This is a genomic window from Flavobacterium bizetiae, assembly GCF_902804475.1.
Classification (GTDB): domain Bacteria; phylum Bacteroidota; class Bacteroidia; order Flavobacteriales; family Flavobacteriaceae; genus Flavobacterium; species Flavobacterium bizetiae.
Genome location: NZ_CADCSU010000054.1, coordinates 39,975 through 53,720 on the forward strand (window position 1 = coordinate 39,975; position 13,746 = coordinate 53,720).

General features: G+C 36.5%; 10 protein-coding genes. 3 read left to right on the forward strand and 7 right to left on the reverse strand.

Annotation, left to right across the window (positions count from 1 at the left end):
* Nucleotides 1–126 precede the first annotated feature (126 nt).
* Complete coding sequence (locus FLACOL7796_RS04920; RefSeq protein WP_173969718.1) at nt 127–561, reverse strand: DUF1810 domain-containing protein; 435 nt, start codon at nt 559–561, stop codon at nt 127–129.
* Nucleotides 562–1,092: 531 nt separating this feature from the next.
* On the opposite strand from FLACOL7796_RS04920, the gene FLACOL7796_RS04925 reads away from it, so the two are divergent.
* Nucleotides 1,093–1,842: a 4-hydroxy-tetrahydrodipicolinate reductase gene (locus FLACOL7796_RS04925; RefSeq protein ID WP_173969719.1), complete on the forward strand. Its 750-nt coding sequence runs from the start codon at nt 1,093–1,095 to the stop codon at nt 1,840–1,842.
* Between the two features lie 375 nt (nt 1,843–2,217).
* Entirely contained in the window at nt 2,218–3,543 is a 1,326-nt protein-coding gene (locus FLACOL7796_RS04930) for a S41 family peptidase (RefSeq protein ID WP_173969720.1), read from the forward strand.
* Between the two features lie 109 nt (nt 3,544–3,652).
* On the opposite strand, the gene FLACOL7796_RS04935 is transcribed toward FLACOL7796_RS04930, so the two are convergent.
* The 5 genes from FLACOL7796_RS04935 to FLACOL7796_RS04955 all read right to left on the reverse strand — a co-directional run bounded on the left by FLACOL7796_RS04935 (nt 3,653) and on the right by FLACOL7796_RS04955 (nt 11,252).
* A complete protein-coding gene (locus FLACOL7796_RS04935) occupies nt 3,653–4,399 on the reverse strand; it encodes a succinate dehydrogenase/fumarate reductase iron-sulfur subunit (RefSeq protein WP_173969721.1) in 747 nt (248 codons plus the stop codon).
* An 88-nt stretch (nt 4,400–4,487) separates the two neighbouring features.
* The gene (locus tag FLACOL7796_RS04940; protein WP_173969722.1) at nt 4,488–6,398 is read right to left on the reverse strand and encodes a fumarate reductase/succinate dehydrogenase flavoprotein subunit; all 1,911 of its coding nucleotides are present in this window, start codon (nt 6,396–6,398) and stop codon (nt 4,488–4,490) included.
* Between the two features lie 158 nt (nt 6,399–6,556).
* Entirely contained in the window at nt 6,557–9,478 is a 2,922-nt protein-coding gene (locus FLACOL7796_RS04945; protein WP_173969723.1) for a PQQ-dependent sugar dehydrogenase, read from the reverse strand.
* Between the two features lie 155 nt (nt 9,479–9,633).
* Nucleotides 9,634–10,737, reverse strand: coding sequence for a hypothetical protein (locus FLACOL7796_RS04950; RefSeq protein ID WP_173969724.1), 1,104 nt, complete (start codon nt 10,735–10,737; stop codon nt 9,634–9,636).
* 137 nt (nt 10,738–10,874) lie between these two features.
* Entirely contained in the window at nt 10,875–11,252 is a 378-nt protein-coding gene (locus FLACOL7796_RS04955) for a winged helix-turn-helix transcriptional regulator (RefSeq protein ID WP_173969725.1), read from the reverse strand.
* Between the two features lie 108 nt (nt 11,253–11,360).
* On the opposite strand from FLACOL7796_RS04955, the gene FLACOL7796_RS04960 reads away from it, so the two are divergent.
* On the forward strand, nt 11,361–11,972 hold the full coding sequence (locus tag FLACOL7796_RS04960; RefSeq protein ID WP_173969726.1) for an FMN-dependent NADH-azoreductase: 612 nt from the start codon (nt 11,361–11,363) through the stop codon (nt 11,970–11,972).
* 421 nt (nt 11,973–12,393) lie between these two features.
* Here the strand turns inward: FLACOL7796_RS04960 and FLACOL7796_RS04965 are convergent, their stop codons facing one another.
* Nucleotides 12,394–13,674 (reverse strand): acetyl-CoA C-acetyltransferase, encoded by a 1,281-nt coding sequence (locus FLACOL7796_RS04965; protein WP_173969727.1) that lies wholly within the window; start codon nt 13,672–13,674, stop codon nt 12,394–12,396.
* Nucleotides 13,675–13,746: the final 72 nt, after the last annotated feature.

Below are 13,746 nucleotides of genomic sequence, written 5' to 3' on the forward strand. Positions count from 1 at the left end.
ATGGCGAGTTCACGAGTTATTAACTAACGCAACTCGGTTGCAAAGATAGATATCTTAATTAAAAAAGGCTTAGAATCCGGGATTAATTTAAAAATTAGGATTGAAAAGTTTTGTAATACGTACCTTTTAAAGATTACTGTACAGTAATTGTATCGTATGAAAATCTGAAGATCCGTCGAAATATTTGTCTAATACTTCATTAAATACAGGCTCAGTATTCTGAACACTGGCAAACAAAGTCATACACGATTGTAGTTTTTCATTGTCCGGATTTCCAAATATATCTTCTGCCGTTTTTTCATCAGTTTTGATCAGTTCGGCGGTGATTTCTATCAAATGTTTTCCTAAAATCGGATGTTCCAGAAAAGCGATTGCTTCATCTGCATTTTTAATTTCGTAGAATTTAGACGTATCACACGATCCCAATCCTTTTATCTGCGGAAAAATAAACCACATCCACGGAGATTCTTTCCTTCCTTTTTTAATTTCCGAAAGCGCAGACAAGTATAATTTGTTTTGCGCGTCTAAAAAGCGAACCAATCCTTTATTATTGTAAGCCATTATTTACTGATTTTATTTGGGGCAATCAGGTCGTAAAACTACTGAAAATAAATATAGTTAAGTAATCTGAAAGTTTTTTTTACATTCCTTTTTTTCTATATATTAAGCAGAAAAATATCTGTAGTATTTATCGGAAAATTTTATTGTTTTGAAGGAAAGTTTTTGGGAAATGATTTTGTAAAGGCGCGCATTTTTGTCATTTCGACCGAAGGGAGAAATCACACTCGGGATTCGACAAAGATTGGCGATTTTGATTGCGGAGTCTTTTGTGTGATTTCTCCCTTCGGTCGAAATGACAAGATTGTGCTTTGCAATCTTTACGGTTAAAAATTTCACAATATTATTCCTGTTAACAACCCTCTTTTTTGTTATAAAACTCAATAATCTTTCGTCTTCCCGTTATAATATTTCTATTTTTACTAATACACTACATTATCGACTTAGATAATAATTGAATTTTTGATTTGACATTAGTTTCAAAAAATGTCAATTTCTGTTAACGAGCGTTCTGCTCAATAAAAAAAATAAATTATGAAAATAGGATTAATCGGATTTGGAAAGACTGGAAAATCAGTAGCATCAATACTACTTGAAAACAAGAAATTTTGCCTGGAATGGGTTTTAAGACAAAGTACTGTTTTAGAACACAGATCAGTTCCGGAGTTTTTTGGAATTCAGTCAGAAGAACCCGGATTAATCTACTCAAGTTCTAAAACCACTATGGAGGAATTGTTAGACAAACATCCCGTAGATGTCATTATCGATTTTTCGTCTAATGAAGGTATTTATACATATGGCGAACTTGCCGCAAGCCGCAATATTAAAATTATCTCAGCAATTTCTCATTATAAGGATAAAGAATTACAATTATTAAAAAAACTGGCACATAAAACCACCGTGTTCTGGTCGCCTAATATTACGCTTGGTGTTAATTATTTACTTTTTGCTGCTAAGTTTTTAAAGAAAATCGCTCCGTGGGTTGATATCGAAGTCAACGAAGAACATTTTAAAATGAAACAAGGAACATCAGGAACCGCGGTTAAAATTGCAGAAGCTTTAGATATTGATAAAGAAAATATCAATTCGGTTAGGGCAGGAGGAATCGTTGGGAAACATGAGGTAATCTTTGGTTTTCCGTATCAGACCGTTCGGTTAATTCACGAATCGATTTCGAGAGAAGCCTTTGGAAACGGAGTTGTTTTTGTTGCCGAAAACTTAGAACACAAACAAAAAGGATTATACAATTTTGAAGATATTTTATCGCCTTATTTTGCGGTTTAGTTTCCTGCAAATTGCTGGCACTGAGGCAGAAATTTTTTAGGTAAAACGTTAAAAAAATCTTGCAATCCCGATAGCTATCAAGAGCTGAGACGAAAGTTGTTTCTTTTTTAAGTTTAAAACTTTGCATCTCTGTGACTTTGCGCAAAATTTCGTTAATACGTAAAAAAACTTCAATATTCAAACCCGACAGTTTCTTAGAACTTGTCGGGTTTTTTGTATGCAAAAATTTAAAACAAAAAATAATTGATAAAAATATATTTGATATATCAAATAAATAATTACATTTGATATATCAAATACATTGTAGAAGGAATTTAGCCTATAGCAGAAAATATCGCTTTCTACAAATAACTTTAAACTATAAAACTTCATAAAATGAGAAGACTATTAGCCTTATTATTGCTAACATTTTCAATTGGTTCGTATTCGCAAAACGCGTCAAACGTAAAAGAAAATCTTACTGAATTAAGTAAAAAACAAATTATTGATTCGCTAACCCAAAAACTTGAAGAGTTTTATATACGACCAAATGCTGTCGGAGATATTAAAAAGAAACTAAATGAGAATTATAAAAAAGGGCTTTATAAAGACATTGTAAAACCAAATGAATTTGGGAGTAAATTAAGTGCAGATCTTATAGAAGTTAGTAAAGACTTGCATTTTTCAGTACGATATGATCCGGAATGGACAGAAAATCAGCTTAAAAAAGAAGATAAAGAAGTACAGAAAAAAATTAAAGCTGAAGAATTGGCTGAAGCAAAAAAGAAAAATTTCGGTTTTCAACAAGTACGAATTTTAGAGGGAAATGTAGGTTACCTAAAATTTGATTATTTTGAAGATCCTGCAATAGGCAGTGAAACGGCTGCGTCGGTAATGCAATTTTTAAGCAGTACTGATGCGCTGATTATCGACTTACGCCAAAATAATGGCGGAGCTATGGAAATGGGACAATTTCTAACCAGTTATTTTTATTCCGGTAAAGAATTGCCTCTTTATAAATATTATTATAATGAGAAAAACAGAAAAAAAGTAGAACGCGAAATGTGGTTATTGCCATCTGTTCCTGGCAAACGTTTAGAAGATATTGATATTTATATTCTAACCAGTTCCGTTACTTTTTCTGCAGCTGAATGGATGAGTTATTCGCTTCAAAATTTAAAACGTGTTACAATTGTAGGCGAGAAAACGGCGGGAGGAGCACACCCAATTGATCGAAAAGTATTGCCAGATGGTTTTTCTGTAAATATTCCTTTTGGAGAAGTAAAAGACCCAATTACAAACCTTGATTTTGAAGGAAAAGGAGTTATGCCCGATGTTTTATGCAAAAATGAAGAAGCCGTAAATACCTCTCATATCCTTGCTTTGCAAAAACTATCAGCCAAAAATAAAGAGGTAACAAACAATCTCAATTGGTATATTCCAATTATTAAAAACAGACAAAAAGCAGCCAATATTAACAGCACGGTTTTAAAATCGTATCAGGGAAAATACGGTAAATCAGAGCTGAAACTAGAAAATGATAATTTATATTATAAGTGGAATAATTTATTCACTTTGCTATTGACTCCTATCGAGCAAGATTTATTTCTGGTGGATGGAATAGATGATTTCCGTATAAAAGTTATTTCTGAAAACAATGTGGTAACGGGAATTAAGAGAGTGTATCAGGACGGAGAGGAGAAGTTTTATAAAAAAGAGTAAGTTTTTTTTAGAATTTAATCTCGCAAAGTCGCAGAGACGCAAAGCTTAAAATTTAAAAACAAAAAACTTTGCGTCTCTGCGACTTTGCGAGATTCTTTTTTCTATAATATCACTTCCTAAAAATCAAAGCCTTAGTATATTCCGCATTCATTTTGGCGATTGAAAGAATCGAAATTCCTTGCGGGCATTCGATTTCGCAGGCTCGGGTATCAGAACAATTTCCAAAACCTTCCTGATCCATTTGCTGAACCATGGTTAAAACCCTTTTTGAGGCTTCTATTTTTCCTTGCGGAAGCAAAGCGAGATGCGTTATTTTAGCACCAACAAACAAAGCTGCACTTGCGTTTTTACAAGTGGCTACGCACGCTCCACAACCAATACAAGCGGCGGCATAAAAAGCGGCTTCGGCGGTTTCGTATGATATTGGGATAGTATTGGCCTCGGGTGCCTGACCTGTAGCAGCGCCAATAAAACCACCGGATTCAATAATATTATCAAAAGCAGATCTGTCGATTTTTAAATCTCGTAGCACCGGAAAAGCTTTGGCTCTAAAAGGCTCGATATAAATGGTATCTCCGTCTTTAAAACTTCGCATATGAAGTTGGCAAGTTGTTGTATTTTTTAAAGGTCCGTGAGCTCTTCCGTCGATCATAACGCCGCATTGCCCGCAAATTCCTTCCCTGCAATCGTGATCAAATTCGATGACGCGTTCTTTTTTCTGAATTAAAGATTCGTTCAAAAGATCGAGCATTTCCAGAAAAGACATATGCTCAGAAACTTCGTCGATTTCGTAATTTACCATTTCTCCTTTCGCGGAAGCGTTAAGTTGTCGCCATATTTTAAGATATAGTTTCATAGTTAATTATTAATTATAAATTGTCTGTAAGTTGTGAAATTGAGATTTATGGATTGTTAATTAATAATTTATAATTAACAATTAATAATTATTTATAACTTCTAACTGCCAATTCAACCGATTCGAATACGAGAGGCTCTTTGTGTAATTCCGGTCGATTTGCTTTTCCTTTCCATTCCCAGGCCGAAACATAACAGAAATCTTCGTCGTTTCGAACTGCTTCGCCATCTGGCGTTTGGTATTCTTCACGAAAGTGTGCTCCGCAGGATTCTTCTCTTTGTAAGGCGTCATAACACATTAATTCGGCCAATTCGATATAATCAGAGATGCGTCCGGCTTTTTCGAGTTCGCTGTTCAAAGTATCGTCTCCGGTAATTAATAAGTCTTTTTCGAAAGACGCTTTTAAGGCTTTAATTTCTTCGATGGCTTCTTCGAGTTTTTCTTTACTTCTCGAAAGACCGCATTTTTCGTATAATAATCGGCCTATTTTTTTATGAAAATAATCTGTAGAAAGCGTTCCTTTACTATTCAGAAATTGATCTAATTGCGCTCTGACTGATTTTTCGGCTTCATCAAAAGCGGGATGATTTGTATCTAATTTTGGAGCGTTTAATTCTCCTGCCAAATAATTTGGGATAGTATACGGCGCAATAAAATAACCGTCGACACACGCCTGTAGTAAGGAATTAGCGCCTAATCGGTTTGCGCCATGATCGGCAAAATTAGCTTCGCCCAAAGCAAATAAACCCGGAATTGTAGTCATTAATTCATAATCGACCCAAAGACCGCCCATCGTAAAATGCGCCGAGGGTGAAATAAGCATGGGTTCCTTGTAAGCATTAATTCCGGTAATCTTCTCGTACATCGCAAAAAGATTACTGTATTTGGCTTCGATGGTATCTTTTCCCTGCGCTTTTATGGCAGCAGAAAAATCCAGATAGATCGCATTTTTCATTGGTCCAACGCCATGCCCGGCATCAATTTGTTCTTTTGCGGCTCTTGATGAAATATCTCTTGGAGCCAGATTTCCAAAAGAAGGATATTTACGTTCCAGATAATAATCTCGTTCGTCTTCTGGAATTGTATTGGGATTTCGATCGTCCTGGGCTTTTTTAGGTACCCAGATTCGGCCGTCGTTTCGAAGCGATTCCGACATCAACGTAAGTTTAGATTGATTGGCTCCGTGTTGCGGAAGGGAAGTAGGGTGAAACTGAATCCAGCTCACGCCCGCCATATAAGCGCCTTTTTTATGCGCTCTCCAAATAGCAGAACTGTTACATCCCATTGCCAATGTCGAAAGATAATAGACTTTGCCATAACCTCCGGAAGCCAAAACTACGGCATCTGCAACGTGACGTTCCAGTTCTCCGGTTTCCAGATTTCTGGCGATAATACCTTTTGCTTTTCCGTCAATGACTACCAATTCGAGCATTTCGTGACGGTTATGCAACGCGACTTTTCCTAAAGAAACCTGACGTAATAAACCCTGATAAGCTCCTAATAAAAGTTGCTGTCCGGTTTGTCCGCGAGCGTAGAAAGTTCTCGAAACCTGAACACCTCCAAAAGATCTGTTATTAAGATATCCTGCATATTCCCTTGCAAAAGGAACGCCTTGCGCCACAGCATGATCGATTAAAGCTGCTGAACATTCAGCAAGACGGTAAACATTGGCTTCACGAGATCTGAAATCGCCACCTTTTATGGTATCGTAAAACATTCTATAAGTGCTGTCGCCATCATTTTTGTAGTTTTTGGCCGCATTTACACCACCTTGTGCAGCAACAGAATGTGCTCTTCGGGCAGAATCCTGAAAACAAAATGACTGAATATTATAACCTTGTTCTGCTAATGATGCCGCGCAGGAAGCACCTGCAAGACCAGTTCCTACCACTATAATGTTGAGTTTTTTTCTGTTGGCCGGATTTACAAGTTTAGCTTTGGTTTTATAAGTATTCCATTTTTCTGCTAAAGGACCTTCAGGTATTTTTGAGTCTATCATTTTTATTGTATTTAAAATGAAACTTATCTTTAAGAAGCTGTAATTTACTACAAAATATCGAGTTTTGAAATAGAAAAATGGGTAAAAAAAATAGCACACAGATCTAATTTTTAAATCAGAATCTATGTGCTAAAGAGGATGATCCCAAAAGGGAAATATTATTGTTTACTAACAGGAATAGATTTAGTAGTACCGTTTATTTTTACAAAATAAATTCCTGACGGATGTTCTGAAATAGAAATTACATTTCCTTTTCCTTGTTTTATTTTAGTTCCTAAAGGCGAATAAACACTCCATTCCAGTTCTTTCGATAAATGAAATATACCAGTTGAAGGGTTTGGATACACAGTAATTTTATTCGATTGTTCGTTTGGAATTTCAACCCCAAGATTGCAATTACGAACAGTAAAAGGGGAGTTGTTTTTAGTATTGCTTCCCACTGAATTACTAACGGTTAAAGAAACGTTTTTAACTCCTTCTGTTCCGTAAATTACAGTATGCGGACCAACTCCTGTTGCGGTGGCAGGTTGTGCACCTTCACCAAAATTCCAAAGATAATTATCAACCGTTCCTATAGAAACAGATTCGAAAATAACAGGCGCATTGAGACATCCCGTTTGCGGACTTACTTCGTAATCTGCGATTGGAGCAGTTGTTCCTCCGGTCAGTACAAATTCCATTTTATTGATGTTGATATCGCCTTCTTCAAAAAACAAAGTAATAGTACGCGTACCTTGCGTTAACGGAATATTCGAAATGCTTGCAGTTTGCCAGTTTTGAAAACCTCCGGTATTGGGTAAATTAATAGTTCCGGTAACGTTTACGCCATCCACTTCGATACGAATTTTTCGGTTGGCATAAGGAGAGGAAACTCTAAAATTGATCGTATAATTTGCTGTAGTATTTACTTTTGCGGTGTATTTAAGCCATTCGTTTTTGGCTACATAGGATATATTAAAACCACCTTCGTTACAAACTTCTGTTCCTACGCCGTCACCAGGCCTGTACGCAGTATCACCGCCACCATCGCTGTCAAAATAAGCGCCGGTTCCTATATCATAATTTTCGGCTTCGATAACTCCCGGAATTTGAGCAATAACTCCTAAATAGGGTGCATTTACTAATGTCGTTGCCGTATAAACAGCGGTGTAAGTAGCAGTTCCTGTTGCAGGAGCTTTAAAGGTTTGGTTGGCTGCTCCGCCATGATTCCAATGGTCGAAATCGTATCTTATGTTGCCTACATACTGCGGAGTTGGAGCATTTAAGGTTTGCACGCTGGCATTGGCAACCACTTTTCTGGTCGCTGGTGCTGTAACTGGTTTTTGGTTGAATTCTAAACCTAATAAAGCCGGAGTACTTGTGACCGTTACATCAACTAAATTGGGTTTAATATCTACAAAAGCAGATCCTGTAAGACCATTACTGTCGGTTACTTTTACGGTAAAACGGTACCAAATGTTTGGTGTTTTTTCGCCTTGGTTACCCGCTGTAAAAGTACCTGATTTCACGCCCTGCGGACTTGCACCCGGATGTGAATGTCCGGCTCCTGGAATATCTTCATGAAAAAGATCAATACTCCACGAATAAGCACTTGCAGGAAGATTTCCGTCTTCGACATCGGTGGCATTAGCTTCAAAAGCCACTATATCGTCAGCGTTCCATTTTAAAGTTGGTAACGGAGAAACGATCGTAACGGTTGGTGTATTGTTAAAAGGTGTAACGGTTAGCGTTGCAGGATTACTTGTGGCGCTTCCTGCCGTATTGGTCACAATAACTCTGTAGTTTCCGGCATTTGCTGGTAAAACATTGGCAATTGTATAACTTGCTGTAGTGGCTCCTGGAATATTAACATTATTAAATTGCCACTGATAACCAAGTCCTACGCCACTTGCCGAAACTGTAAAAGTAACAGGCGTAGTTTGCATAATGGTTTGAGATAAGGGATGATTTACGATCGTAGGCGCTGCTGTTGCAATATAATCGAGTTTGATCAAAGCTCCGTTATTTTCGTAAGAACAGTAATAGATATAGCCATCATTGCCTAAGGTCATTCCTAATGCCTGTTTTTGCGGTGCGAAATAAAATTCAGTTGAAACGGGATCAGCAATGTTTGGATCGAAAGAACGAATTTCATTTCGAACGTAATCCTTTATAATAAATTTTCCTTCAAGATTAGGATAACGCGGCGTATCCGGATTGTATAAAAGACCATTGGTCAGCGCGTTTCCTATGCTTCCGGTTGCGTAGGTAAATATTGGGTTGGTAAATAAATTAATCTCAGTTTGCTTCCCGTCGCCACCTTGCGGATGTCCCCAGGCGTAGTTGCGAATAGTTGGATTACTGATTTCGTTGATTTCTTCCCATGAAGTCCCCACATCCAAAACATATAATTTATTGACTTTTTTATTGGCTACAAGTCTAAAAGGATTTCTAAAACCATAAACCCAGATACTTTGTCTTTGTACAGAACCGCTTCCGTAAAACGGATTTCCGGGTGCAGGTTGTCCGTCTTCGGTAACTCTTAGGATTTTTCCTTTATAAGTATCCAGATTTTGAGCATTCGTATCCACCTGACTATCTCCAACGGTTATGTACAAAAATCCGTTAAAGAATTTTAGATCGCCACCATTATGAAAACCCTGACCAATAGGTTCTAACAATAAGATTTCCTGTCTGCCTAAAACCTGATTGGTATTGTTTACTTGTATTCTTTCTATTCTGTGTCTAATTACTGCGCCATCAAGAATGGCATAAAACACATAAATATAACCGTTTGTTGCAAAGTCAGGATGTAGTGTTAAGCCCAATAATCCTTGCTCTTTATCTGTAATGGTGTTTACTGTAAAAACAGTAGAAATGGCGTTATTCTGAAATACTTTTACAAGACCCGCTCTCTCGGCAATAAATATTCGTCCGTCAGGAGCTTGTTCTAAAGCTAAACCTTCTTTTATTACAGCCGTAGGAGCAAGGTTTTGCGTAATATATTGACAGTTTCCCTGCCATGACAGCAAGAGAAAAAAAGCATAGAGTATATGCAGAAATGACTTCTTTTTAAATTTTTTGAGTAGATTTTTTTTCATAATTATTAAGAATGAATTTATAATTTGGGTAACCAAATTTAATCTTTTTCTTTATAATTATTTTAGTTTTTGATATTATCTTTATTGTGTAAAATATTGATTATTAATTGTTTTGGCGATTTTGTGTAAGGATTTGATGTATTCTTTAGTCAAAATTATTGCTTGATAAATTTTTCTACATTCGGAATTTTCTGTAATGATTTTGTGTTTTCTTCGAGAATTTTAGCCGCAGCTTCATTTATTTTTTTTGATGGAATTGCTTTCCATTTCTCTAAATCTTTTTCATAATCGTTATGGAATAATACTCTCGATAAATCTCTGATGACACAAAAAGCGGCGATCGAATGACCATTTTCGCTATCGTAATTACCATTATTAATAAAAAACTGAATTCTTTTATAAAGTCCATCGGGAGAGTAAAGGGATAATTCGGTCAATTTTCCGCGGTATTCTAAATCGGCAGAACCGACTCCTTTTAAATTGGGAAACAATTTATAATCAGCAAAATGCCTTCCTTCATGACCAATATAACTTACTCTAAAGGTTTCCGACTTTAAATCGTATGATTTTTTTACGCAAAACAAAGCTTCTTTGGTGGCCCAGCCAGCAGGATAATAACGTCCCAAAGTGGCATATTCGCTCCAGCCCAGCGTTATAAAATCATCCATAAAATAAACTTTTACAGGCGTTTCTTTTCCGTCATAATTGAGGTTATAGATGGTGTCTTTTTCTGTTTTCCAAACCAATAAATCATAAAGACCTCCGGTTTTTCCAAATCCTGTTGTATGGTAGCCTAAACTGGCGATGTATTTTTTTTGATAGACATTGATGCTGTCTTCGTTAATCTTTAGTTTTTCTGCCGATGGAAAGTTTTTTCTAAGAAAATCAGATACATTTTTCATGATCAGCGTGTCGTTTTTCTTTTCTTTATTTAAAAATGAAAATCGCCAGTAATCTCTGTAGATTTTTAATAATTGATCTATTTTAGATTTTCGGGTTTCCAGGAAATCACTTTGATCGTTTTTGAACTTAAAACGGTTTTCAAAATTGGTTTTGAATTGTAAATCCTTTGCTGCTATTTTTTTTGATGGATCTATTTCTAATAATGGTAGAGCCAATACAGGATTTCCGTCTAATGCGAGAGAATAAATCTTGGTATAATCGAGTTTTATGCTGTCATTTTGAATCGATTGAGCATGTATTTCCGATAATGAAATGAAAGTAAAAAGAAGTAAAGTAACTGATTTTAAGGTTCTCATAATAAAGGATATAAGGTTGAGTTTATAATGACTTTTTTACTATAGAGACTTATTTTGTGATTTTGTTACAGTTTTTATTAAAAAATTAAACCCGACAGTTTTTTAATACCTGTCGGGTTTAGATTTTATGGAATTATTTAATGACCAATAATTTCTTTGCGGTGTAAAGTTCCCCATTCGTTTAATGCACCAATAACATTATACAAAGTGTGGCTGTGTTCTGTTCGTGCGTATTCGACCGTTGGCGGAAACGTATCATAAACGGTTCTTGTAACGAGTTTGTTTATTTCGAGATCTTTAAGTTCTTTCGAAAGCATTTTGTCTGTAATTCCGTTGATATCTTTCGAAATTTCTTTAAAGCGTTTTGGCCTGTTGGATAATGCTATTAAAATGGGCAGTTTCCATCTGCCGCTTAAAACTTCTAATGCATCTCTTACCGGTAATAATGCTGCGAGGCATTCTTCAGGCTGACCATTGCAACCCATTTCTTCAGTTATTTCGCTTTTTGTTTTCATATGTATTGCGTTACTATCCTCAAGGATAGCGCTATCCTTGAGGATAGTACTATAAAAGAGATAGCAAATGTATATAAGTTTGTATCATAAAACAAAATAGTTATAAAAATGAGCAAAAAGATTCTGAATATAGTGACAAGCATCAAGGGAGATGCTTCTTTTAGTAATAAATTATCTAATGCAGTTATTGAAAAACTGGCTAAAGAATATCCGGCAAGCGTAGTACAAACTTTTGATCTTTCTAAAACGCCTTTGCCTTATTTGAATGAAGTGCAGCTGAATGCATTTTATACTCCTGAAGAGGCACATACAAGTGCACAAGTAGAATCTATTAAACTTTCTGACGATGCAATAACATATTTACTGGAGGCTGATATTATCGTTATTGGAGTTCCTATTTATAATTTTGGAATTCCGGCATTGCTAAAAGGATGGATCGATCAGGTAGCTAGAGCAGGAAAAACGTTCAGCTATGATGAGAATGGACCAAAAGGCTTAATAAGCGGTAAAAAAGTATATTTATCGGTTGCTTCGGGAGCTGTGTTTTCTGATGGCCCTTACAAAAGTTATGATTTTGCAGAACCGTATTTGCGCGTAGTTTTGGGCTTTTTAGGGATAACCGATGTTACTACTTTTCGTGTAGAAGGAACTGCAATTCCTGATTTTGCTGATAGTGCTTTACCAAATGCTTTGGCGGTGGTCGAAGAATTTGCTTTCTAAATTGAAAATAATAATACGAACGTTGGACATTTTCGTATGCAATAAACCCGACAGTCTTTTTCATTAGAAACTGTCGGGTTTTATATGAAGTTTTTTCTTAATGAGACTTAGCAGCACTCACTGTCATCCCGAGGAACGAGGGATCTCCGCTTGAAATTCCGCAAAGTAGGTTATCAATCTATGTCGAATGACTTGCGGAGATCCCTCGTTCCTCGGGATGACAAACTAGCCGAAAATATTATTATGAAAATGACGCCCCTAGCCCCGATAGCAGTGGAAATCCTTTTGTGGCGGTGTTCGCCACAAAAGATTGTAACGTATAGCGGGATTAGCTCCTGAAAAAAAGATTTGGTTTTATCATTAGCAATCAGGATGACAAAAGAGCTTGCATCACAAAAAAAACGAATATTGGAGTAAATTATTATTTCTCAATAATCATAGTAACACCTTGTCCTCCGGCAGCACAAATAGAGATAAATCCTCTTCCGGAACCTTTTTCGTTTAATAATTTTGCCATTACACCAATGATTCTTCCTCCGGTTGCGGCAAATGGATGCGCTGCGGCGAGACTGCTTCCTTTTACATTCAATTTATTTCTGTCGATTGCTCCAAGAGTTTTCTTTAATCCTAACTGTGTGCTTAATTCGGGGCTTTCCCATATTTTTAAAGTGGCAAGAACCTGAGCAGCAAAAGCCTCGTGAATTTCATAATAATCGAAATCCTGTAGATTTAAGTTTGCTTTTTCGAGCATTCTGCTGGCAGCAAATAATGGAGCTAACAACAGATTTTGTTGATTTTTGACATATTCGATAGCAGCGATTTCAGCAAAAGTAATGTAAGCTAAAATGGGAAGCCCTTGTTCTTTTGCCCATTCTTCGCTGGCCAAAAGGATGCAAGATGCTCCATCTGTAAGCGGAGTCGAATTTCCTGCTGTAAGCGTTCCGTTTATTTTATCAAAAGCGGGATTTAGTTTAGCCAATTTTTCAATCGTGCTGTCTTTTCTAAGATTATTGTCTTTATCCAAGCCGTTAAAAGGAGTAATCATATCGTTAAAAAATCCTTCGTCGTAGGCTTTTGCCATATTCAAATGACTTTTAAGCGCGAGATTGTCCTGATCTTCACGCGAAATCTGATAATGTTTTGTTGTAATTTCAGTATGTCCGCCCATCGAAAGTCCGGTTTGCGATTCTTCGTTTTTAGGAACCAAAGGCGATAAATCTTTAGGACGAAGCTGTAGAAACAGCTTGATTTTTTCTCCTAATGATTTTGCTTTTCTGGCATTCAGTAAAATCTTTCTCAGTTTTTCGCTCACCGCAATTGGCATATCACTAATAGAATCGACACCTCCGGCAATACCAGATTCTATTTGTCCCAAAGCAATTTTATTGGCGATATAAATAGCACTTTCTATTCCGGTATCACAAGCTTGTTGCAAATCGCAGGCAGGAGTTGAAGGATCCAGCGAAGTTTTCATAACACATTCTCTAATGAGGTTATTATCATAAGTGTGTTTAATTACAGCTCCTCCGGCGACTTCGCCTAATAATTTTCCTTTTAGATGGTATTTATCGATAAGTCCGTCAAGCGCGGCCGTCATCATTTCCTGATTTCCAACATTGGCGTAAGCCGTATTAGCTCTGGCAAACGGAATTCGGTTGTATCCAACAATAGCAACTTTTCTAACTGTATGCGTGGTATTCATAGTTTAGATTTTTATTTTCAGAATTTTTTCCAGATTAAAGATAAGCAGAGTTCGCTATAATTTAAGGGTTTA

What these genes read in the sequence shown, in the direction of transcription:
- FLACOL7796_RS04920 (WP_173969718.1), bottom strand. Translation starts at nt 561, where the DNA reads ATGGCTTACAATAATAAAGGATTGGTTCGCTTTTTAGACGCGCAAAAC.
- FLACOL7796_RS04925 (WP_173969719.1), top strand. Translation starts at nt 1,093, where the DNA reads ATGAAAATAGGATTAATCGGATTTGGAAAGACTGGAAAATCAGTAGCA.
- FLACOL7796_RS04930 (WP_173969720.1), top strand. Translation starts at nt 2,218, where the DNA reads ATGAGAAGACTATTAGCCTTATTATTGCTAACATTTTCAATTGGTTCG.
- FLACOL7796_RS04935 (WP_173969721.1), bottom strand. Translation starts at nt 4,399, where the DNA reads ATGAAACTATATCTTAAAATATGGCGACAACTTAACGCTTCCGCGAAA.
- FLACOL7796_RS04940 (WP_173969722.1), bottom strand. Translation starts at nt 6,398, where the DNA reads ATGATAGACTCAAAAATACCTGAAGGTCCTTTAGCAGAAAAATGGAAT.
- FLACOL7796_RS04945 (WP_173969723.1), bottom strand. Translation starts at nt 9,478, where the DNA reads ATGAAAAAAAATCTACTCAAAAAATTTAAAAAGAAGTCATTTCTGCAT.
- FLACOL7796_RS04950 (WP_173969724.1), bottom strand. Translation starts at nt 10,737, where the DNA reads ATGAGAACCTTAAAATCAGTTACTTTACTTCTTTTTACTTTCATTTCA.
- FLACOL7796_RS04955 (WP_173969725.1), bottom strand. Translation starts at nt 11,252, where the DNA reads ATGAAAACAAAAAGCGAAATAACTGAAGAAATGGGTTGCAATGGTCAG.
- FLACOL7796_RS04960 (WP_173969726.1), top strand. Translation starts at nt 11,361, where the DNA reads ATGAGCAAAAAGATTCTGAATATAGTGACAAGCATCAAGGGAGATGCT.
- FLACOL7796_RS04965 (WP_173969727.1), bottom strand. Translation starts at nt 13,674, where the DNA reads ATGAATACCACGCATACAGTTAGAAAAGTTGCTATTGTTGGATACAAC.